Source organism: Gloeomargarita sp. SKYB120 (genome assembly GCA_025062155.1).
Lineage (GTDB): Bacteria > Cyanobacteriota > Cyanobacteriia > Gloeomargaritales > Gloeomargaritaceae > Gloeomargarita.
On record JANXAM010000038.1, the window covers coordinates 1 to 19,523 of the forward strand.

Genomic DNA, 19,523 nt, shown 5'->3' on the forward strand with positions numbered 1-19,523 from the left:
CTGGTGGAGGGTCATCCGGCGCGGGTGCGGTCGCTCAACCGAGTGGGCCTGCAACGGGCGGGACTGGCGCAAGGAGAAGAAGGCCAAGCCTTGAAGCAAGCGTTTCGGGTGCTCTATCGCTCCGGCTTGACCCTGAACCAGGCGCTGGAAAAATTGCAGCCCTTGACCGACCAGTACGAGACCCTGCGTCACTTGCACCAATTTCTGGTGGAATCCCAACGACCAGGTCGCAGGGGTCCCACGCCAGGCTTGCTTAACGCCGATGCCCAGGATTCTGATTAGCACCGGCGAAGTGTCGGGTGACTTGCAGGGAGCGCTGCTAGTCCAAGCACTCCGGCAATTGCGTCCTGATGTGGATATCTGGGCGATTGGCGGTCCCCGTATGGCCCAAGCCGGCGCTCAGTTACTGGCCGACACCACACAAATGGGTTCCATTGGCCTGATTGAGCATTTGCCCTTTGTACTCCCAACGCTACAGTTACTATCTCGTCTGCGGCGACAATTGGCGTCCCAACCCCCCGATGTGGTGGTGTTGATTGACTACGTGGGGTTCAACTTGCCCTTGGCCCGCCTGTGTAAACCGTGGGGGTGCCCGCTTGTTTACTACATTGCCCCTCAGGAATGGGTCTGGCCCACCAGTCACACATCCCGGATTGTGCGGTTGATTGACCATCTGCTGGCGGTGTTTCCCCAGGAGGCGGACTACTACCGGAAAGCCGGCGTGGCGCGGGTGGAATGGGTGGGGCATCCGCTGGTGGATGTTTTTTCCCAGGCCGAATCCCGCCAGGCAGCCCGGCAAGCGCTGGGGATAGACTCGGCGCAAAAAATGGTGGTGTTACTCCCGGCGTCCCGGCGGCAAGAGTTGCGCTATCTCTGGCCGGTGCTAGCAGAAACGGCGCGGCAATTGCAACAGCAGCATCCTGACCTGGCGTTTTGGATTCCCGTGGCGCTACCCCAGTACCAGGCCCGACTCCAAGGGGAGGTTCAGCGCTACGGCCTGCAGGCGAAAGTGGTGCAGAACAACGCCCGGCGGGTGATGGCGGCAGCCGACCTGGCCCTGACCAAATCAGGAACGGTGAACTTGGAGCTAGCACTGCTGGGGGTGCCCCAGCTCGTCATCTATCGAGTAAGTCCGGTGACGGCCTGGCTGGCGCGGCATGTTTTGCAATTTCAGATTGAATTTATGTCGCCGGTCAATCTCATAGCCCAGCAGGCCCTGGTGCCAGAATTTCTCCAGGAGCAGGCGCGGCCAGAACACCTGTTGCCCGTGGCCTTGGACTATCTCCAAAACCCCGACCCAGTGCGCCAACGGTATCAGCCATTGCGGCAAGCGCTGGGGCCGCCAGGGGCTGTCCAACGGGCCGCCCAGGTCATTCTCACCTACTGCCGGTGAACCCGAGAATGTCTCCCCCAGGCATTAAACTAAAGTTAAACCCTTGGGTGAGGCGATGCGTCCTCCGTTAGCTACCCATACGGTCTTGCAAAATCGCTACCGAATTGTGCGAGTGCTGGGGCAAGGGGGCTTTGGTCGCACCTATCTGGCCCAGGACCTGAATCGCTTTCAGGAATATTGCGTTCTGAAAGAATTTGTGCCGGCGCGAGGAGAACCCCACCAAATCGAAAAAGCCAAGGAATTATTCAAGCGAGAAGCGGCGGTATTATACCAACTGCGGCATCCCCAAATCCCCCTATTCCATGCCCTGTTCGAGCAGGAACAGCGCCTGTTTTTGGTGCAGGATTATGTCGAGGGCAAAAACTATCGCACCCTGTTGATGGAACGCCTGCGCCGAGGTCAAACGTTTACCGAAGCGGAAGTGCGCGACCTGTTGTGCAAGGTGTTGCCGGTTTTGGACTACATCCACAGCCAGGGCGTTATCCATCGCGATATTTCCCCCGATAATTTAATGCTGCGGCAAAAAGACCAGATGCCGGTGCTGATTGACTTTGGGGTGGTCAAGGATATTGCCAGCCGGTTGCAGGTCTCCGGGGCGACTTCCGTCGGGAAAGTAGGCTATGCGCCACCCGAGCAATTGCAAACGGGCCGGGTGTATCCCTCGAGCGACCTCTATACCCTGGCGGTAACGGCGGTCGTGCTGTTGACCGGTTGTGAACCCCAGGAGTTGTACGACGACCGGACGTTGACCTGGCGCTGGCAAGAGCGGGTACAGCTGAGCCCCCACTTCACCCAGGTGTTGCAAAAAATGCTGAGCCATCGCCCCGGCGACCGCTACCAATCAGCCAAAGAAGTCCTGCAGGCGCTAGGGGAAACGCCCTTGCCGAGTGCGACTACCAGCCCGGAACTTCCCCCCGTCAGCAGCGCCCCGACGGTTGTGGCCCGTCCGGTAAGTCTGCCGCCTGCATTTACGCCAGTTGCCTACAGCGCCCGCCCAATCGTCAGCGTCCCCAAACCTAGCCCCTGGGAAAACCCGATTGTGCTGGCCCTGGTGAGTGTGATGCTGGTGTTGGGCAGCGGTACGTTGTCCTGGTTGGTGGTGAGTTGGCTGGTGCAACGTCCGCCGGCGACGCCGCCTGCTTGGGAGCCACCGGTGGTCACGCCCACTCCCAGGCCCTTACCGACAACGGGCACTTCTGCGCCCCCCTTGCAATGGAACCTGGCGCTCCAGGTAGGTACCGAGACCCAACTGGAACAGACCTTGGCCCCTGGGCAAGTCCACACCTATACCTTCAGCCTGGCCAACCCGCAACAACTGGCCATTCACCTGACCGGCGACCAGCTCACGGCCACCCTGGTGACCCCTGACCAACGTAAGCTTCCCTTGGCTGCTAACTGGCAAGAAAATGTCCCAGCGGGTGCCTACCGCCTGCAAATCACCAACCCCACCGGGCAACCCCGCACCTACCGCTTGCGCCTGTTACTTAAGGACCCGCCATCGCCGTCACCCACACCAACGCCCACTTTTGAGGAAATTCCCATTACTCTCCCCGACGGAGCGACCCAGACCCAGGTGACCGCCCACGTAACACCCACCCAAGCCAAACGTTTTGTGTTCACCGCCCCCGCAAACCATGGATTGCATGTCGAGCTGCACAGCGATGGCCTCGCGAGCCTCACGTGCCGCGCGCCAGATGACCGCGTGATTGTCGCTCAGACCCTTTACTGCACCGTCCAACCCACTCAGGGCGGCATCTACCGCTTTGAAGTCACTAGTAGCGGCACCGCCGAAGTAACTCTCCTGCTCCAGTTACGTCCGCCTGCAGAGACCTAAGCTCTCCGATTCATCCGCTCCCACTGTTGCAGCGCTGCACCTGCGATATTAAAAGCCGCCCAACCCACCGCCACAACAATCGGCCCGAGCACTACCAAAATCCGCCAGTCAATTTGAGGCAAAAAGTCCATGAGTCCTCTCTCCACCGTCTATACAGGCCTTCGACTCTCATTATAGAGCCGGCGCTTTCAGGAGGGGTCATCGGGCATGTCAGGAACCAGGAACAGGGCTTTACTCATGGGCCGCTGCTGCGCATCACCGGCAAACCGCTAGGAACATCCACAAGGTCCGGCTCTGTGGTCACCGCCAGGGCAACAACCTGAGGGTCGTTGGGCATAAAATGGGGCTTGGCCCAGTGAATGATGCCGTTTTTGTTAGGGACAAACTTTCCACAGGCCAGCCGGCGATTGTCTCGGGTAATGGCCCACAAAACATAAACGTGGTTCTTCGGAGGAGGCGGGAGCTTGTCGTTGAGCACCACCAACACTTCTCCCTGCACCGTTAACACCCGAGCCATCGCGCCCTGGGCTGCTGGCGTACCGGTTAGGGTGGCCATGCGGGTGTCCTGGCGCTGGAGCGCAGCAATCACGGCTCGTTGCATGTGCAACTCCTGCTGCGCCAACCGCCATTGCCGCTGGAGTTGCCAGTTCCAAAGCCCTAGCCCCAATGTGCCTGCGATCCCTGCTGCTGCGACAGCCCCTAACCAATACCGAGGTCGCGAGGGCGCTGTTGCTAAGATCCGTTGCTTCAGATGGGGCGGTGGGTCCATCGCTTCGCAGGCGTAGGCTAAACTGTGCCAGGCGGCTCGGAGTTCTGCAACTTCCTGGACTAAAGCGGGGTTCTCTTGTCGCTGCGCTTCCCAAACGAGTAGTTCTTCCGGGGAGAGTTCCTCGAGGACAACGCTGGTGAGCAGTTCAGGGTTGGGTTCGGGCATCGGTGTCATAGGGGTCTATACCTGACCGTGCAACAATTGCCGGAGCTTGCTGAGGAGGCTACGGGTGCGGGTTTTCACAGTGCCGAGGGGCAGGTTGAGTTGTTGGGCAATCTCGGCTTGGGTCAAACCCTGGTAGTAGGCCATTTCCAAGAGTTGCCGCTGGTCAGGAGCGAGTTGGTCTAGCGCGCGTCGCACCCGTTCCTGGCGCTCTTGCAGGCTCAAACGTTCCCACAAGGGCGGTTCGGTCATGGCCTCGGCGAGCACTCCCCAGCGTTGCACCCAACGGCTCCGGGACTGGCGCATCCGCAGGCGGTCAATCCCCCGCGAACGGGTCAGGGTGGTTAAATAGGTGGGCACGGAACCGCGCCGAGCGTCGTAACTTCCCTTGTGCCACAGGCTGGCGAAGACCTCTTGGGTCAAGTCCTCCGCCTCCTGGGGTTGCTGCAGCAGGCGCAGGGCCAGGGAATACACCAGTTTGCCGTAGCGTTCGTAAAGCAGCGCCATCGCCCGGGACTCACCGCGTTCAATGCCCTGGAGGAGTTCCTGGTCGCTCGGAGCTGAAAGATTCATACCCTCCAGTTACTGCCAGGGGTTGTTGCCCTTGGATGCTACGAACCTAAGTTGGGGATAGATGGGGGCGGCGTCCAGATTTGCCAGCTCACCCCTACAAACCCCAGAATATAGACGCCAATGGCAATGGCCGTAAACGCCGCGAGGGTTGCCCACACCGGATGGCCGCCTTTGGTTTTTTTGCCCTGGCGCGTCTCGATCTGCTCAACGTCTAACCAGGGCGTGGCTCCCCAGCGCAACCAGCCCTTGACCGCCACCGTTTTGCCAACAAACTGCAGTGGATGCCGGCTGCCTAACCACAGGTGCCGCAGGTAACTCGGCGATGGCTGGTAGTGCAACGGGAGAGTTCCCCAGCGGGTGGCCAGCCACAGGTCTTGTCCCAAAGCATTGTCCCAGCTCAAACGGCCCAGCAATTGTCCCTGCCAGTACTGGGGTTGACCGTAGGCTGGGGAATAGGCGCCCACCGTGACCGCCTGCACCACATCTGGCTCGGCATCGGGCTGACCACGCGGAATGTCGGGGTAGAGGAAATTAATGCGCAACAACGTGCCACAGCCCCACCCAAACCAGGCCAGGGCTACGGCGACCCAGCGGTCGGGTTGCGCTAGAAAGACGCCCATCAGCCAGCCGATGACCGTCCCCACCAGCCAGCCAGCTCCCAAACCCAACCAGGGAGCCAAGTACAACGCCTGTTGCCGCCGGGGTACTGGCTCACGTTCCGGTATTTCCACTTCCGGCGGGATATGCCACTGCTGCGCCACTTGCATCAGATAGCGCAATCGGGTCGTGACATCGGCCTGCGCCAGGTTCACATTCAGCCAGGGCCAGCGTGGGCGCAACACCTGCTCCCAGGGTACGTCTGGCGGGATGGTTCCCAAATACACGCCCCAGCGCGGGTGGACTGGCAAGAGCAATTCCCACAGGTCGTACAGGTGCGGCATTCCCCCTTTTTCCTGCAACACCCCTGCGGTTGCCACGTTCAGCTTCAAAATTGCCCGCGCCAGCGCGTTGGGGTCTGCCGTGATTTGCACCGCTCGCCGGTCAGCATACAGGGTCAACACCCGCGCCAAGCCCAAGCCCGCCCAGCGCCAGAACCACCATAGCCCGTAAAACAGCCAGGAGAGCGTCCCCGTCAGCCAACTCACCCGCGACCAGCGTTCCCCCAGGCGGGCCAGATGAAGGTAGAGGAGGTAGGGAAGGTGCAGCAGTAGCGTTAACCCGGATAGCAACCCCAAGCCCAGAAACAGGGTTGTCCAGCGCAGGGGTAAGCGCATCAGACTCCGGCGACTCAACTCCTGGGCCACCAGCACCTGCAACTCTCGGTCGTTGAGCGCCGCTACCGCCCCCTGGCTAATGACGAGCCAGTGCGCCTGGCGCAACCAGCCAAAACTCCACAATACCGGCGCGGGCTGTTCCAACCACCAGAGCTTCACTAGGGGCCAACGCCGGTCAGTACAGTAGCGTTCGATAAGACGAGCGGTTTCGGGGCAACGGTCAGCCAGTTCCGCCAGGGTCATGGGTCGTCCTGGCCCTAGGCGCTGCACCAGCCACCGCAAGACCCACGGCGAGACCGTCAGACACACCACCAGCAGCCCCAGCGTGAGCCGTACCGGCGGGCGCACCCACGTAAAGTAGCGCAAGGTGGTGAACAACACCTGGCTGCCGAATTGCCCGGCCCAGTAAAGGCTATACAGCACCAGCAGGTAGGCCAGCGCTAAGGTTCCTAAGCCCAGTAACCACAAGGGCCACGTCGGCGTCGGCGGCAGGGGTTTCCATTTTTGGGGACGGGGGGCATTGCGCCAGACCCGTTGGGACACAGCAGCAGGTGCGGCCTGGGTTTTTTCTGGGTGGTCGGTTGGCCGTTGCTCTGCGTCCCCCATGGCACCCCCCCGACTAGAACGTAATGGTCAGATACGGCTCCTGAAAGCGGGCGGATGTGATACTGCGCCCTTGCCACGCCACTGGTAACATGATATTACGCCGCTGGTCGCCTGCTTCCACCGTCAACCCTGGGCCGTACTGCGTCAGTTTAACCTGGGATTTGCGAAAACCTGGCAAGAACAACCGAATCTGTTTGGCTTCTTCATCCATTTCTAGGGGTGCCGGCACATCCACCACCTGGTCAAAATCGAGGGCATCCGTCAAGGTTCTCACCGGCAAAGGGGCGAATCGCTCGGCCAGGGTTTTACTATCTCCTTGACTGACCAGCACCCCTTGCACTCGCACGTCCACCTGCTGGGCGCTCCCCCAGTACCAGCGGGCGTTTTCCACATCGGTGGGGTGTTCCGTGGTCACCAAGTAGGCCGTCAGGGTCTTGGGGTCATGCACCATCGCCTGTCCCTGGCGCAGTAACTCCTCCAGCAGTTGCCGCGGCTGGTCCAGGGATTGTTGCTCCCACCCGCCGGTGAACACCGCACTCACCAAGGGGCCAAGCAACGGCGCTACATTGCGGCTGAACTCGGAAGCGGTTAACACATCGGTAAATCGCCGGTAGTACCATTCGGTCAGGTTGGGCACGCCCATCATCCGCAAGGTTTCCCGGTCGCTGGCGCCGTCGTACAGGATTACATCATACTGACGGCTTTGCCAGTAAAGGCGCAGGGCGTTCAGGGTCAACAGGCTATCCAGACCCGGCAACACACCCAATTCCTGCCCGTAGACATCCCGGAAAAAGGGCGACCGGACGTAGCGGGCTTCTAGCGCCTTGAGTTCTTCCCAGAGTTGTTCCAGCAGATGCACCGACTGCAACTGCACCGCCTGGATGCCGGCACCAACATCCTGGGGTTCTGCCGTCAAAGTGCTGCCGAATTCCGCCTCCAGCGCCGGATTGGGGCAATGGGTTACCACCAGGACACGGCGTTGACGCTGGGCAAACCACTGGGCGACCGTTGCGACCACCGCAGCCCGCCGACCGGCCTGCCCTAGCCATGTAAGGATGCGGGTCATGAAAAGACGGGTTCCAGTTCTTCTGGGAAAAACCAGGTCTGGCTTTGGTCGTTGAATCGCACCACAAGGCCAATGCCCCTGCCGTCTACCACGCGCAGGTCGGTCACCACACCCACTTGACCGAGTTTTTTGCTCACTTCAGGGCCAACCCGGTCTTTCAAACAACAGACCCGCACGCGCTGGCCAATGTACATGTCTGCCGCCATATTTCCGCATTCATTTGGATGAACCAATGCCCAGTTTAGCGGGTTTAGGGACCAACCGGAAACGGGGGCGGTTTTTGTTACATTGAGAGTGCGTGCACGGGAGAGAGCAATGGCGGCATCCCCGACCAAGTTGCTGTTTGTCTGCATGGGCAATATCTGTCGTTCGCCCGCTGCGGAAGGGGTCATGAATCATCTCCTGCAACAGCGGGGGTTGCAAGAACGTTATGTGTGTGATTCGGCGGGCACGATTGGCTATCATGTAGGGAGTCCTCCAGATGCCCGGATGCAGGCGGCGGCGCGCAAACGCGGGATTGTATTGACTGGACGGGCGCGACAATTTGAACCGGCGGATTTTGAGCGATTTCACCTCATCTTGACGATGGACCGCGAAAATTACTGGGATGTGCTAGCCTTGGACACCCAGCGCCGCTACCGGGACAAGGTGCGCATGATGTGCGAGTTTTGCCGCATCTACCAAGCCCGCGAAGTGCCCGACCCCTACTACGGTGGCCCGGAAGGGTTTGAGCGGGTGTTGGATTTGCTGATGGACGCCTGCGAAGGGTTGCTGTTGGCCCTGGAGCGGGGTGAGGTGCCGGTGAGCTAGGTGGTGTATTCGGCGTTGATGCGCACGTAGTCATAGCTCAGGTCACAGCCCCAGGCGCAGCCTTGGCCTGGCCCATCACCCACCCCCACGCTGATCACCACCGGGTCACTGTGCAAGTAGGCTTTGGCGGCGTCCCGGTCGAAGGCCAGCGGTTGACCCCGACGCATTAGGGGAATGGTTCCCAGGTCAATAGCCAGGTCATCGGGGTGAAAAGGCACACCGGCGCGACCGGCAGCGGCGGCAATTCGTCCCCAGTTGGGGTCCCGGCCAAACACCGCCGCCTTCACCAGCAGCGAACCGGCAATCGTGCGGGCGATGTGTCGGGCCTCCCTGTCGCTCGCGGTTCCCTGCACCCGTACTTCGATGAGACAGGTCGCGCCTTCCCCGTCCCGCGCCACTTTTTTCGCCAGTTGCGTACACGCTTCCGTCACCATGGCAGCCAAGGTGGGAGCGGCGGGATGGTCAGCGTGAATGGGCGTTCCGCCAGCAGCGCCGTTGGCCAGGGCCAGCACCATGTCATTGGTACTGGTGTCCCCGTCCACCGTGATCTGGTTAAAACTCACGTCCACCGCCTGTTGCACCACTTGTCGCCAGAAATGGCTATCCACCGGAGCGTCGCAGGTAATAAAGGCCAGCAGCGTTGCCATATTGGGATGAATCATCCCCGACCCTTTGGCGATGCCGCCGACGCGCAGGGGCACAGTTAACTCCGTACTCTCCAGGGCAATCGTCTTGGGAACCAAATCCGTCGTGAGAATCCCTTGAGCCGCCAAATCCCCCCCATCGCGGGTTGTCGCTGCCACCAGCGCTGGAATTGCCGCCAGCAATTTCTCCATGGGAATCCGTTGCCCAATCACACCGGTGGACGCCACGAGGACTTCCTGGGGAGTAATGTTCAACGCCTGGGCAATCGCCGCCGCCGTTTGACAGGCATCTTCCCAGCCTGGAGTTCCTGTCGCGGCGTTGGCCTGACCGGCATTACACACGATGGCGCGCGCGGGTTGTCCCGTCTGGAGTTGTTCTTGGCAATAACGCACACAGGCGGCCCGCACCTGAGAGGTGGTGAAAGCGCCCGCAACCACCGCCGGTTGTTCCGAGTAGATGAGCGTCAAGTCCAGGGCCCCCGATGGTTTCAGTCCTGCACTCACTGCGCCGGCGCGATACCCTTGGGGAGCCGTTACCCCGCCGTCAATGACCCGCCACATCCAATTCCCCCAACGTTACGAGAGAAACCGTAGCAGATGTGGGCAGCGAGTTATTTGCGGCCATTCAGCGGTTGGCGGGTTGTTCCACCAGCGCTGCCGGCAACTGGCCCCACAGCCCAGCCATGAAGTGCAACGACCACCGGCGCAGAAACCCCACCCGCTGCATGGTTTGCAACACCAGCGCCCGCAGGGTCACCAGCGGCTCCCAGCCCTGGGAAAACACCCGGTTCAATGCATCGGTAAACAGCAGCGACAGGCATACCTGGAACCAGCGCCAGCGTTGGTAACGCCGGAGAACCGACAACTGGCCGATGTCTTCGCCCCGCCGATGGGCCGTCACCAGCACTTCGCCCAAGGTGGCCACATCCCGAATCCCCAGATTCATCCCTTGGCCCCCCACCGGGTGACAGCGATGGGCTGCATCGCCCACCAGGACCAACCGGGGTTGCACGTAGCGCTGCGCCTGCCGCCACTCCACCGCAAAACAATGGCGTTCCCCCACCTCCGTCACCTGGGTAAAGGGGAGATAGGGCCTTAGTTCGGCCAGGAATTCCGCCGTTGGCGCCCGCAGCAACCGCTGGGCCTCCCGATGGGGCAACGTCCAAACAACCCCCCAGCGCTGGTGGGGCAAGGGCAAGAGAGCAAGAGGTCCTGCCGGCCAAAACCGCTCGTAGGCCACCGGCGGTTCCTCGGCGTAGAGCACCGTCGTTACACAGGATTGCCAGTAGGGCCAGCTCCAGGTGGGGATACCCGCCTCCTGCCGCACTAGCGACTGCGCGCCATCCGCGCCCACGATTAACCCCACGCAGGAGCAAACCAGTTCCCCCTGGCGGCTGAGTTTCACCTTCACCTCCGTAGGGGTCACCACAAAATCCACTAGCTGCGTCCCCTCCCAGTAGGTGACGTTGGGCGTCTGGGCAATAAATTCCCGAAACACTGGCCACAGGCGCTGCTGTTCCCCGACCGACCCCAGCGAGGGTCGTCCGCCCAAATCTGCCGGCGTGAACACGATGGGATAACGCCCCTGGTCCGTCAAATGAATCCGGTCATAGGACTGCACCACCGGTTGCAGCCGCGACCAGACCCCCACCCGTTGCCAAACCTGTTCCGTCAAGGGCATCAGGGCATAGACCCGCGCCGCTGTTCCCGCACCATTCGACTGCGCCTCCACCACCAGCACCCGTATCCCTTCCGGTCCCAACCAGGCCGCTAACGTCAACCCCACCAAGGACCCGCCCACAATGAGTACGTCGTAGTCCCAGGTCCCCGACCCAGCCGCTGCATTCGCCATTTTTTAGAACAAATGTTAAAAAGTTTTACTAAACGTTCATTTATCCATTATGACAGACGGGAAAGGCCGTCAGGAAGGTCATTTTTGCTGCAGGCGGCAGGCCACCAATTGCTCCTCCAGCGTGGCAATGCGGCTGTAGGCGGCGGTCAATTGGGCCATGAGCCGTTGGATTTGCATCTCCAGCGGTAGGTCCTGGTGGTCTGGCGTCGTGTGGGGTTGGGGAATGGATTCCGTCAGAATGTCGCGGTGCTCCGACAGGTTGCCCAAGTAACCGCTCGGCATGGGGTGCAACGGCAGCCCCTGTTGCATCAGCTCCAGCGAGTGCAAGAGTTCGGCCCGGAAGCGTTCAATCAATCGTTCCAGGTCTTCCACTTTGCGACTCAACTGTTGTAACTGCTCCTCCAGTTGCCCTTGCATGGTTTTGCCTCATGCTCCCCTTGACTTCATCCTAGGAATGCCAACCATGAGTTTCTCCAGAATCACGGAATCATTTAACGTTTGGGTCACTATACTGGAGCTATGACGTTTAACTGGTTTGAGCGCCCCCTCGCCGCGCCGACTGCTGAAACAGGGGGGGTTGATTATGTGGAATGGGCCAAACGGGCCTACGACCACATTCGCCGGCAACAACAGGCAGTCTCTGAAGCAGTCGAGCCATCTCCGCCTGCGCCAGAACCGGAACCCGAACCGTCGGCTGCGCCCACCTCGTTCTTGGCCCGCGCCGCCGCGTTACGTCAAAGCCGGTTGGCGGCCTTAAAGGAATCCCTGGCTGCCCAAGCGCCCGCTGCAGAACCGGCACCGCCACCGGAGACACCAACGGCAACCGCGCCACCCGTGGAACTGGATGAGGGGTTTCTGTGGTCGGCGGAAATCCTGGCCGCTCAAGGTCGGCGTCCCGAGGAGGTCACGGTTGAGGAAATCAACTGGTTGCAAAAGCTGCGTCGGGGGTTGGCTAAAACCCGCCGGAACCTGCTCAACCAGCTCAAGGCGCTGGTCGGACAAGGGCCGCTAGATGCCCGAGCAGTTGGGGAGTTAGAAACCCTGCTGCTCCAAGCGGACGTGGGGGTGACCGTCACCGACTGGGTGATCCAGCAGCTCCAAAACCGCTTGCGGCAAGAGGCGCTCCCCCCGGAAATGGCCCTGAAACTGCTGGCGGGATTGTTGCGGGACGTGCTGGAACGGCCCTACCAGCAGGGATACTCTCGGACGCTGGCACCCGTGCGGGGTAAGCTGAACATCTGGCTCATCACGGGGGTCAACGGCGTGGGCAAAACCACCACCATTGGCAAGATTGCCCATCTGGCCCGTCAATCGGGATACACCTGTCTGATTGCGGCGGCGGACACCTTCCGGGCGGCGGCGGTAGAGCAGTTGAAAATCTGGGGCGAGCGAGCTGGTGTCGAGGTCATCTGCAATCCCACGCCCAACGCCGACCCTGCAGCGGTGGTGTTTGACGCCATCGGCGCGGCCCAGGCGCGCGGAGTGGAGTTGCTGCTGGTGGATACCGCCGGTCGGTTGCAAAACAAACAGAACCTGATGGCGGAACTGGCGAAAATCCGGCGGGTAGTGGACAAGAAAGCCCCCGACGCGCAGGTGGAATCGCTGCTGGTGCTCGACGCCACCTTGGGGCAAAACGGGTTGCGCCAGGCCCAGGTGTTCACCGAAGCGGTGCGCTTGACTGGCGTGATCATCACCAAGCTAGACAGCACCGCCCGGGGCGGCATTGCCCTTGCCATCGCCCAGGACTTGGGGTTGCCCATTCGGTTTATCGGGGCCGGGGAAGGGCTTACAGACCTGCGGCCCTTTTCCAGCTACGAGTTTGTTGAGGCGTTGATTGGTCTCTAGAACGTTTGCCGGGGGCGCTCCACACTCAAGGGACCCGAGCCGTAGGCCACGACCAGCAGCAGGCCCCCCATCAGCGCCAGATTCTTGAAAAACTGGATCACCTCCAGGTTCTGGCGGAAATCGGTGTGGAAGATCAGCGTAGCCGGAATCAAAAACCCGATGAGCAAAGCCGCGCCCCAGCGGGCTCTGTACCCCACCAGCACGGAAATTCCTCCGACCAACAACACAACAATCGTGGGGACCAGCAACCATCCCGGCACGCCGAATTTGGCCATGTAGGCCTGGGTACCCGCCGGGTTGAGGATTTTGGTGACCCCCGCGCGGATAAACACCGCCGACAAGAACACCCGCGCCACCAAGGACACCCACGCTTGGAAACTCGCCATTTGCCAAACCCTCCCGTCCATCGGCATACTCACCAGCATAGGCAACGGGCCGTCGTCCCTGGGGGCCGATTATGTCAAAATGTAAAGCGTGTGGATACCGGCGACCCCTGACCATGTCCTGACCCCGACGGCGATTGCCCTGGGGAATTTTGATGGCCTGCACCGGGGTCATCAGGCGGTGATTGCGCCGATTTTGCACCATCCCGATACCTGGGCAACGGTGGTGACGTTTCAGCCCCATCCGGTGGAATATTTCAGCGGCCAGCCCCGCGCGCTGCTGACCCCCTTGCCAGAAAAGCAAGCGATTTTGGAACGGTGGGGCGTGCAACAACTGGTGCTGTTGACCTTTGACCGGGAGCTGGCCCAGATGACGCCGGCGGCCTTTGTGCAGGAGGTGCTCCACCAGCAGTTGCAGGCGCGTTGGGTGAGCGTGGGAGCCGACTTTTGTTTTGGCCGAGGACGCCAGGGCAATGCCCAGTTGCTCCAGGAGCTGGGCGAACCCCTGGGCATCCGTGTGACCATCGTACCGGAACAGACGCTGGACGGGGAACGCATCAGTAGCTCCCGCATTCGGGAACGACTGCTCCAGGGCCAGGTGGAGGCGGTGGAACGGTTGCTGGGACGGCCCTACGCCTTAATCGGTGAAGTGGTTCCCGGACGTTCCCTCGGGCACCGGATAGGATTCCCCACGGCCAACTTGCAGCTCCCGGCCCGCAAGTTTCTGCCGCGCCAGGGGGTCTATTGCGTCCAGGTCTGGACCGCCGACGGGACCCACCCTCGACCGGGCGTGATGAATCTCGGCTATCGGCCTACGGTGGACGGGCAAACCCTCACCGCCGAAGTCCACCTGTTGCGCTGGCGAGGCGACCTGTACGGGCAAACCCTACAGGTGGAGCTGCGGCACTTTTTGCGCCCCGAACAGAAATTCCCCAGCCTCGAGGCGCTCCAGGCCCAAATCCAGCGGGACTGTCAGGCCGCCACCGAGTACTTCCAATTGCCCTTAGAACAGCTCGAACCGACCTAAAAGAGTTTGAAGTCGAATTCGTCCGTTTCCAGTTGCCGCTGGCGCACCTTTTTGGGGTCGGGGGCAAAGGTCAGCCACAGGGGAAACTGCAACAGCACCACCGGCACCGTGCCATCCCCCTCATCCATCACAATAAAAGGCACGAGGTCGTCCCGCTGGAAACGGTCGGCCTTTTGAGCCAGGGGTTCCGGCGCTTCGAACAGCAGAATACCCCCTTCGGCGCCGAAATCCGCGCGGCTAATTCCCAAGCAGTCTTGAAGTCCGCGCCGCCATTCCCCAAGACGTTCAGGACCGCTGGTGAGCACCAGTACCCGCAGCTCGTCGTCGTACAACTGGCGCAGGATGGAGATGATGGCCGAGGTCACCAGGATATTCTGCAGGCGACTGCCCATGCTGCGCAGCGCACCCCGTCCCCCCAGCTCCAGGAACCAGCGACGGACCCGTTCCTCATGCACCGGCTCAAAGGTGCGCCGCAGTTGCCAGGCCGGACCGTAGTAATCCGGGCGCGTGCGGTACTGCTCCAGACATTCCTCAATCACCTCCACCTGGTCGGCGTAGGTCTGGGCGGCGATTTGGAGAGGAGCGGCTTTAACGCGAGGCGCGGGAGCTACTTCCGGTTGCGGAGCCGGCGGTGGCACCAGGGACAATTCCTCTACGCTGGCCACCAGTTCCTGCAACGCCCCCCGCAGGTAATCCTTGAACCCCTGCACCCGTACCGCAATCTCCTGGGAACTGCCTGCAAAGGTCGAGCGCATTTCCTTTTGAATCCGTTCCTGGCGGCGTTCCAGTTGCTCGATGCTGAGTTGGAGTTTTTGACGGCGCTCCTCCAGTTCTCGCAGCGCCTGGGGCAACAGTTGCTGGAATTGGGCCTGGGCCTGTTGCACTTGGGCTTGCCAGTGGGCCTTTTCCGCCTGCAATTGGGCAATTTCCGCCCGCAGTTGCTCAATTTGCGCCTCGAGCGTCGCCACGTCAGGGTGTTCCATCAACGCGCTCCCGTTGCGGGACAGTAGTGGGTCAGATAGCGGGTCAGGGCGACCGGATCAAACAACACTGGCACAAAGTGGATGCTGTGGACCTCCCGAAAAAACAGGACCACCGGCACGCCAGGCCAAAACAAGGACCAATCTCGCCAATCAGCGTAGGGAAACGTGCGAATCGTCTGGCCATAGCGGGTCAACACCACCGCCGTTTCGGTAAACGTCCAGCGTAATGTCGTCGTCTGCCAGGCCAAAAAAGCCGCCAGTCCCACTAGTGCTAGACCAAGAGGCCACGACCAGGCCGCTCCTACTAGGCCCATCACCGCTACGCCCGCTGCCACACGGTAATCTGGGTTGAGGGTATAGGGAACACAGTAGGGTGCCGCCGTCGTTTCCATCCGCCGTATCAACGACTATCCGATTTGATCTAATTGTAAAGAAAGTCTCACCGTCAACGGGGGTCCCCCTACAATGGAGGCAGTGCTGCGGTGGGAAGTTCCATGTCCAATTTGACGCCCCAGGAGGCCCTTGCCTGTTTAAAGGTGCTAGTGTTTATGGCCCGCGCTGATGGGATTTTCCGGGCAGAAGAGGAAGAAATCCTTTTGGACCTATGCCGGAATTTGGAGTTGCCTCCCAACGTATCCCTGTTGGATTTAGTGCGGCAAGACATTGACCTGGAGGCGGAACTGGCCCAGATTACTTCACCAGCGGCGCGCGAGCAAGTGTATGCCGCAGCGTTGGCGATGGCTTGCGCTGACCGGAACCGCTCCGTCGAGGAACGGGAAGTTCTGGCGCGGATCAAAAATGCCTTTGGCGTTGCCCAGGAAAAGACCGACTTTATCCAGCGCCTGATGGCGGACACCCGCAGTACGTTGTTACCGGCGGACATTGCCCCTATCCATGACCCCGTCGAACGGGAGCGCCGCATCGAACAGGTCATCCAAAACTACGCCATTCTTACGGCGGTGCTAGGGGCATTTCCAGTTCCGGGTCTGGCCCTGGTGACCGACATCGCCGTGTTGACCTTCCAGCTCAAGATGATCGAAGAAATTGGGCGTTACTGGGGCTATACAGTACAGCGCCGGGATGCCGAATTGCTCCGAGACGGCATGGTGGGCGGAGTGGGCATTTCCGTGTTTCGGATTGCAGTGAGTAACGCCGCCAAGCTGATCCCTGGTTGGGGGAGTGTGATTGGAGCATCCTTGTCCTATGCGTCCACCTGGGCAATTGGCAAAGTCGCTAACCAGTACTACGCTTCGGGGGGCAAATTGGATATGCAGACGTTGCAGGCAGCATTCCAGCAGGCACGCCGACAGGGTGAACAGGAGTACCAAAAAAATCGCGCGCTCATCGAGTCCAAGCGCCAGGCCCATGCTGCTCAAATCGAGCAACTCAGTCGGCAGCTTCAGGGCGGCGAAATTACTCAGGCCGAATATGAGCAGAAACTGCAAGCGTTAAGCCAGGCGTTTAACCAGACGGCTACGAGCGAGCCATCTTCTCCCTGAGGCATCGCTCCACCTGCGTGAAGGTATCGGAATCAATCAGGGTACTAGGGAAAAAACGCCAGAGTTCCTTGGGGGTGATGTAACCAATCTGTTGACGATACTGGTTTTTGGCCTGCTGGAGGCGTTCTTGCATTGCCAAAACATCACCTAACGTGTGTAGAGGCGTGGGCGATAGACCTGCTGTTATGGCCCGTTGCAAACGATGGAAATGCGCCCTCAGTACCACTTTGTAAGAGGTGCCAGGCGGTAGATGCAAGGCATCGAAACTAGGGGGATAGTCAAACGGTGGTTTCGAGGCGTTTGTTGTCACAAGATACTGCCCAGACGTCAATTCCGTTTCGCAATCAAAAACTTTCTCTTGGAATAGAAAACCTAAAAACCCCCCTGGGTTTAAGTGATAAATCGCAATACTTGTGTTATGGGTGGGATTGATCATGCAGCGTAGGAATGTTCGCATGTGCTGTTCTTGCAGCATGGGTGCTAGGGTAACACACTCCACATCACCCACCCAGCAATAGCCTTGCTCCACTAAAGCAGACTGCAGGCGGTGGTAGTATCTCAAATCCACACTGTAGCGGAATGCTTCCGAGTTAACCGGACGATACTGATAAATTTGGCCATAGGCTGCTTGAAGCACTTTATAAATTTCATTGACCTTGTTCTCTATTTCTCCAAAATCTACTTGGTTTTGCGCTGCCAGTGTCTGTTTTAAACGCTTGGTCAAGTCAATTAAGCTCTCTTCCTCAACGCGTATTTTCAAGAAGTCCCCTAACTTACGGGCCAAATCTTGAAAATTTAACAACTCACCGTATGCAAATCGAGCCAAGCTTTCTAAAGATGAAAACCCAGCAGAACGTCCTATTTGTAAGGGTAAATGCTGATTAACTAGTTTAAGGACAAAACAATAGCCAAAATTGAAAGGTCCCACTCTAGTTTTAGTAACGGATATAGACACCTTGGAAAAGTCAGACAGATGATAAGTGCGCACACAGCTAGGCCAACCTAAGAGATAAGCTAGACGTGATTGCTTAATATGGGATACGATCCTCTTGCTGCGGTCAAATAGGAACTCATCTTTCACTTTTTGCTGCAACCAATTCCACAGGAAGATCATGAGTGAGACTATGAAGATAAAAATGAATAAAATCACTGCAGACAGAAGTCTTTTCTGAGATAGCGATAGGGCTTCTCCAGCCAGGAAATTCATTTCGATCCATCTAAAAATAAAAGAGAACGTTGGAGTGAAAACATAACTGGATACAGCAGCACCCAATAAACCAATCACGAGCGCAAGTATTACCCCGTTCATAAGAGTTCTCTGGGTCTCCTGGTAAATCCTTGGCGCGTACTCAGACTCAAAGAGCCTAGCCGTCAAGCTATCAATCTGCGCCCACTCTTTCGCCATAACAATTCCTTAAAATTTGAATGTTCCCGCCATTGTTTTAACCAATCCGTCCTTTTAGCGTCAAGTATTGCCCAAGCCGCCCCCTTTACATGAAAGGGCTTTACAGGGAAACGGAACGGAAGAGCTAGGGCATGGGGGTCACGATGTTTTTTGCCAGCGGCGACAAAGCCGAATGCTGACGTTCGCCGGGAGAGAATCTCTCATTTCCTAACTTACTCCCAGGCATTCGCCACTTCAGAAAAGCCAACAACGAGGCTACGTCCTGCGACCCAAGGAACGGACTGGGCTGCTAACTTTGTTGGGACGGGCTTGGAGGGATTCGAACCCCCGACACCTTGACCGTAGTCAAGTTGTCAGCGCCCTTCTATGGCTAAAAACGTTTAGCTTGGCATAGAATAGGGCTAATGAGTTCATAGAGGTTTTTCATGTCTAAGCCTTACAGCACAGACCTGCGTCAGAAAGCCATTGAAGCGGTCTTGGGGGGTGCAACGCTCGTCGAAGTGAGCCAGATGTTCAACGTCGGGTATCGCACGTTACAACGTTGGCTCAAACAATGGTCTGAAACCGGTGATTGTTTACCAAAAGGGGCATAGTCATAAATTTTGCAAGTTTGTCGAGGCAAATCCCAGTCTGACCCAGAAGGAAATGGCGGCTAGTATGACAATTTGCAGAGAGCTTAATCCTACCAAGAACAAGATGAGCAGGAGCAGAATGAAGGATGTAAAGCCGGAGGAATTGGGGATAGACCAGCGAGCGGTTTATGAGTATGGCTGGGGTGATTGATGGGAAGAAGGCGGGTGGGAGACGTGAAAGAGTAAGTATGATGGGTGGTTATTATCTCGGGAGATTCATCGAGCCATTAACCTGGATAGGGAGCTGCAATTTACAAGTCGTTTTAACTTGGTTGCGTGAGTGGTTACTACCGGCAATTGGTCCTGGCAAAAAGATAGTGATGGACAGGCGGCGGTCAGGCAAGTGGTGGAAGCAGCTGGGTGTGAATTATTCACTAGATTCGAATCCGATTGATTGAGCAAAAGGTGCGTAAGTTACAGGTGAGTGCAATCGAAAATCTGCAACCCTTGGTCAATGAAACTATCCGTAGCGTATGTCAAGTTTTGTGATTTTAGCTATATAGCTAAGCCATCTATGCTTGTTATGTCTTAGAGTCGCAGGGATGACCTAGGTGTTCAAGACGATGGACAGGAGTGGATAATGGTGTAAAACGGTACATATGCTGTTAGGCTTTAAGACGGAGCTTCGTCCAAACAACAAGCAGCACACTTTGCTAGCGAAGCACGCGGGAGTAGCGCGGCACGCTTGCAACTGGGGCCTGCAGGTTTGCCAGGGAGTGTTTCAACACAACCGGGAGCGTCCCGACCACAAGCAAAAGCTCCCCAG

Annotated in this window: 21 protein-coding genes; 8 read left to right on the forward strand and 13 right to left on the reverse strand. The window is 58.8% G+C overall.

Annotation, left to right across the window (positions count from 1 at the left end; all coding sequences use genetic code 11):
- From NZ705_10995 to NZ705_11005, 3 genes are all read left to right on the forward strand, one after another.
- Positions 1-282 (forward strand): hypothetical protein (locus NZ705_10995; protein MCS7293475.1); only part of this gene is annotated, 282 nt, incomplete at its 5' end.
- Positions 263-1,393 carry a lipid-A-disaccharide synthase gene (lpxB, locus tag NZ705_11000; GenBank protein MCS7293476.1) on the forward strand — a complete coding sequence of 377 codons (1,131 nt, stop codon included), beginning with the start codon at positions 263-265 and terminating at the stop codon, positions 1,391-1,393. The genes NZ705_10995 and lpxB, both read left to right, overlap by 20 nt.
- A 55-nt stretch (positions 1,394-1,448) precedes the next feature.
- Positions 1,449-3,227: a protein kinase gene (locus tag NZ705_11005; protein ID MCS7293477.1), complete on the forward strand. Its 1,779-nt coding sequence runs from the start codon at positions 1,449-1,451 to the stop codon at positions 3,225-3,227.
- Here NZ705_11005 and NZ705_11010 read toward each other — a convergent pair.
- The 6 genes from NZ705_11010 to NZ705_11035 form a co-directional block, all read right to left on the reverse strand.
- Positions 3,224-3,373 carry a photosystem II protein Y gene (locus NZ705_11010; GenBank protein MCS7293478.1) on the reverse strand — a complete coding sequence of 50 codons (150 nt, stop codon included), beginning with the start codon at positions 3,371-3,373 and terminating at the stop codon, positions 3,224-3,226. The genes NZ705_11005 and NZ705_11010 overlap by 4 nt on opposite strands.
- A gap of 89 nt (positions 3,374-3,462) precedes the next feature.
- Positions 3,463-4,170, reverse strand: a complete 708-nt coding sequence (locus NZ705_11015; protein MCS7293479.1) for an anti-sigma factor — start codon at positions 4,168-4,170, stop codon at positions 3,463-3,465.
- Positions 4,171-4,176: 6 nt separating this feature from the next.
- Positions 4,177-4,731 carry a sigma-70 family RNA polymerase sigma factor gene (locus NZ705_11020; protein ID MCS7293480.1) on the reverse strand — a complete coding sequence of 185 codons (555 nt, stop codon included), beginning with the start codon at positions 4,729-4,731 and terminating at the stop codon, positions 4,177-4,179.
- Positions 4,732-4,769: 38 nt separating this feature from the next.
- The gene (locus NZ705_11025) at positions 4,770-6,611 is read right to left on the reverse strand and encodes a hypothetical protein (protein MCS7293481.1); all 1,842 of its coding nucleotides are present in this window, start codon (positions 6,609-6,611) and stop codon (positions 4,770-4,772) included.
- A gap of 13 nt (positions 6,612-6,624) precedes the next feature.
- The gene (locus NZ705_11030) at positions 6,625-7,677 is read right to left on the reverse strand and encodes an ArsA family ATPase (GenBank protein ID MCS7293482.1); all 1,053 of its coding nucleotides are present in this window, start codon (positions 7,675-7,677) and stop codon (positions 6,625-6,627) included.
- Positions 7,674-7,883: a DUF2862 domain-containing protein gene (locus tag NZ705_11035; protein MCS7293483.1), complete on the reverse strand. Its 210-nt coding sequence runs from the start codon at positions 7,881-7,883 to the stop codon at positions 7,674-7,676. The genes NZ705_11030 and NZ705_11035 overlap by 4 nt, the downstream gene beginning before the upstream one ends.
- Positions 7,884-7,992: 109 nt before the next feature.
- Between NZ705_11035 and NZ705_11040 the strand changes: the two genes are divergently transcribed.
- Entirely contained in the window at positions 7,993-8,487 is a 495-nt protein-coding gene (locus tag NZ705_11040) for a low molecular weight phosphotyrosine protein phosphatase (protein ID MCS7293484.1), read from the forward strand.
- On the opposite strand, the gene argJ is transcribed toward NZ705_11040, so the two are convergent.
- From argJ to NZ705_11055, 3 genes are all read right to left on the reverse strand, one after another.
- Positions 8,484-9,692 (reverse strand): bifunctional glutamate N-acetyltransferase/amino-acid acetyltransferase ArgJ, encoded by a 1,209-nt coding sequence (gene argJ / locus NZ705_11045; GenBank protein MCS7293485.1) that lies wholly within the window; start codon positions 9,690-9,692, stop codon positions 8,484-8,486. The genes NZ705_11040 and argJ overlap by 4 nt on opposite strands.
- Before the next feature lie 64 nt (positions 9,693-9,756).
- Positions 9,757-10,983 (reverse strand): FAD-dependent monooxygenase, encoded by a 1,227-nt coding sequence (locus NZ705_11050; GenBank protein ID MCS7293486.1) that lies wholly within the window; start codon positions 10,981-10,983, stop codon positions 9,757-9,759.
- A gap of 78 nt (positions 10,984-11,061) precedes the next feature.
- Positions 11,062-11,400, reverse strand: coding sequence for a hypothetical protein (locus NZ705_11055; protein ID MCS7293487.1), 339 nt, complete (start codon positions 11,398-11,400; stop codon positions 11,062-11,064).
- A gap of 102 nt (positions 11,401-11,502) precedes the next feature.
- Here NZ705_11055 and ftsY point away from each other — a divergent pair, with 102 nt between their 5' ends.
- Complete coding sequence (ftsY, locus tag NZ705_11060; GenBank protein MCS7293488.1) at positions 11,503-12,828, forward strand: signal recognition particle-docking protein FtsY; 1,326 nt, start codon at positions 11,503-11,505, stop codon at positions 12,826-12,828.
- On the opposite strand, the gene NZ705_11065 is transcribed toward ftsY, so the two are convergent.
- Positions 12,825-13,214, reverse strand: a complete 390-nt coding sequence (locus NZ705_11065; GenBank protein MCS7293489.1) for a DoxX family protein — start codon at positions 13,212-13,214, stop codon at positions 12,825-12,827. The genes ftsY and NZ705_11065 overlap by 4 nt on opposite strands.
- An 88-nt stretch (positions 13,215-13,302) precedes the next feature.
- Here NZ705_11065 and NZ705_11070 point away from each other — a divergent pair, with 88 nt between their 5' ends.
- Positions 13,303-14,238 carry a bifunctional riboflavin kinase/FAD synthetase gene (locus tag NZ705_11070; protein ID MCS7293490.1) on the forward strand — a complete coding sequence of 312 codons (936 nt, stop codon included), beginning with the start codon at positions 13,303-13,305 and terminating at the stop codon, positions 14,236-14,238.
- Here NZ705_11070 and NZ705_11075 read toward each other — a convergent pair.
- Together NZ705_11075 and NZ705_11080 are read right to left on the reverse strand one after the other, a co-directional pair.
- Positions 14,235-15,221: a DUF3086 domain-containing protein gene (locus NZ705_11075; protein ID MCS7293491.1), complete on the reverse strand. Its 987-nt coding sequence runs from the start codon at positions 15,219-15,221 to the stop codon at positions 14,235-14,237. The two genes, NZ705_11070 and NZ705_11075, sit on opposite strands and share 4 nt — an antisense overlap.
- Complete coding sequence (locus NZ705_11080) at positions 15,221-15,613, reverse strand: DUF3119 family protein (protein MCS7293492.1); 393 nt, start codon at positions 15,611-15,613, stop codon at positions 15,221-15,223. Before NZ705_11080 ends, NZ705_11075 begins: the two co-directional genes overlap by 1 nt.
- A 102-nt stretch (positions 15,614-15,715) precedes the next feature.
- Here NZ705_11080 and NZ705_11085 point away from each other — a divergent pair, with 102 nt between their 5' ends.
- On the forward strand, positions 15,716-16,720 hold the full coding sequence (locus NZ705_11085; protein MCS7293493.1) for a hypothetical protein: 1,005 nt from the start codon (positions 15,716-15,718) through the stop codon (positions 16,718-16,720).
- On the opposite strand, the gene NZ705_11090 is transcribed toward NZ705_11085, so the two are convergent.
- Complete coding sequence (locus tag NZ705_11090; protein ID MCS7293494.1) at positions 16,695-18,125, reverse strand: hypothetical protein; 1,431 nt, start codon at positions 18,123-18,125, stop codon at positions 16,695-16,697. The genes NZ705_11085 and NZ705_11090 overlap by 26 nt on opposite strands.
- 425 nt (positions 18,126-18,550) lie before the next feature.
- Here NZ705_11090 and NZ705_11095 point away from each other — a divergent pair, with 425 nt between their 5' ends.
- The gene (locus NZ705_11095; protein MCS7293495.1) at positions 18,551-18,718 is read left to right on the forward strand and encodes a helix-turn-helix domain-containing protein; all 168 of its coding nucleotides are present in this window, start codon (positions 18,551-18,553) and stop codon (positions 18,716-18,718) included.
- Positions 18,719-19,523: the final 805 nt, after the last annotated feature.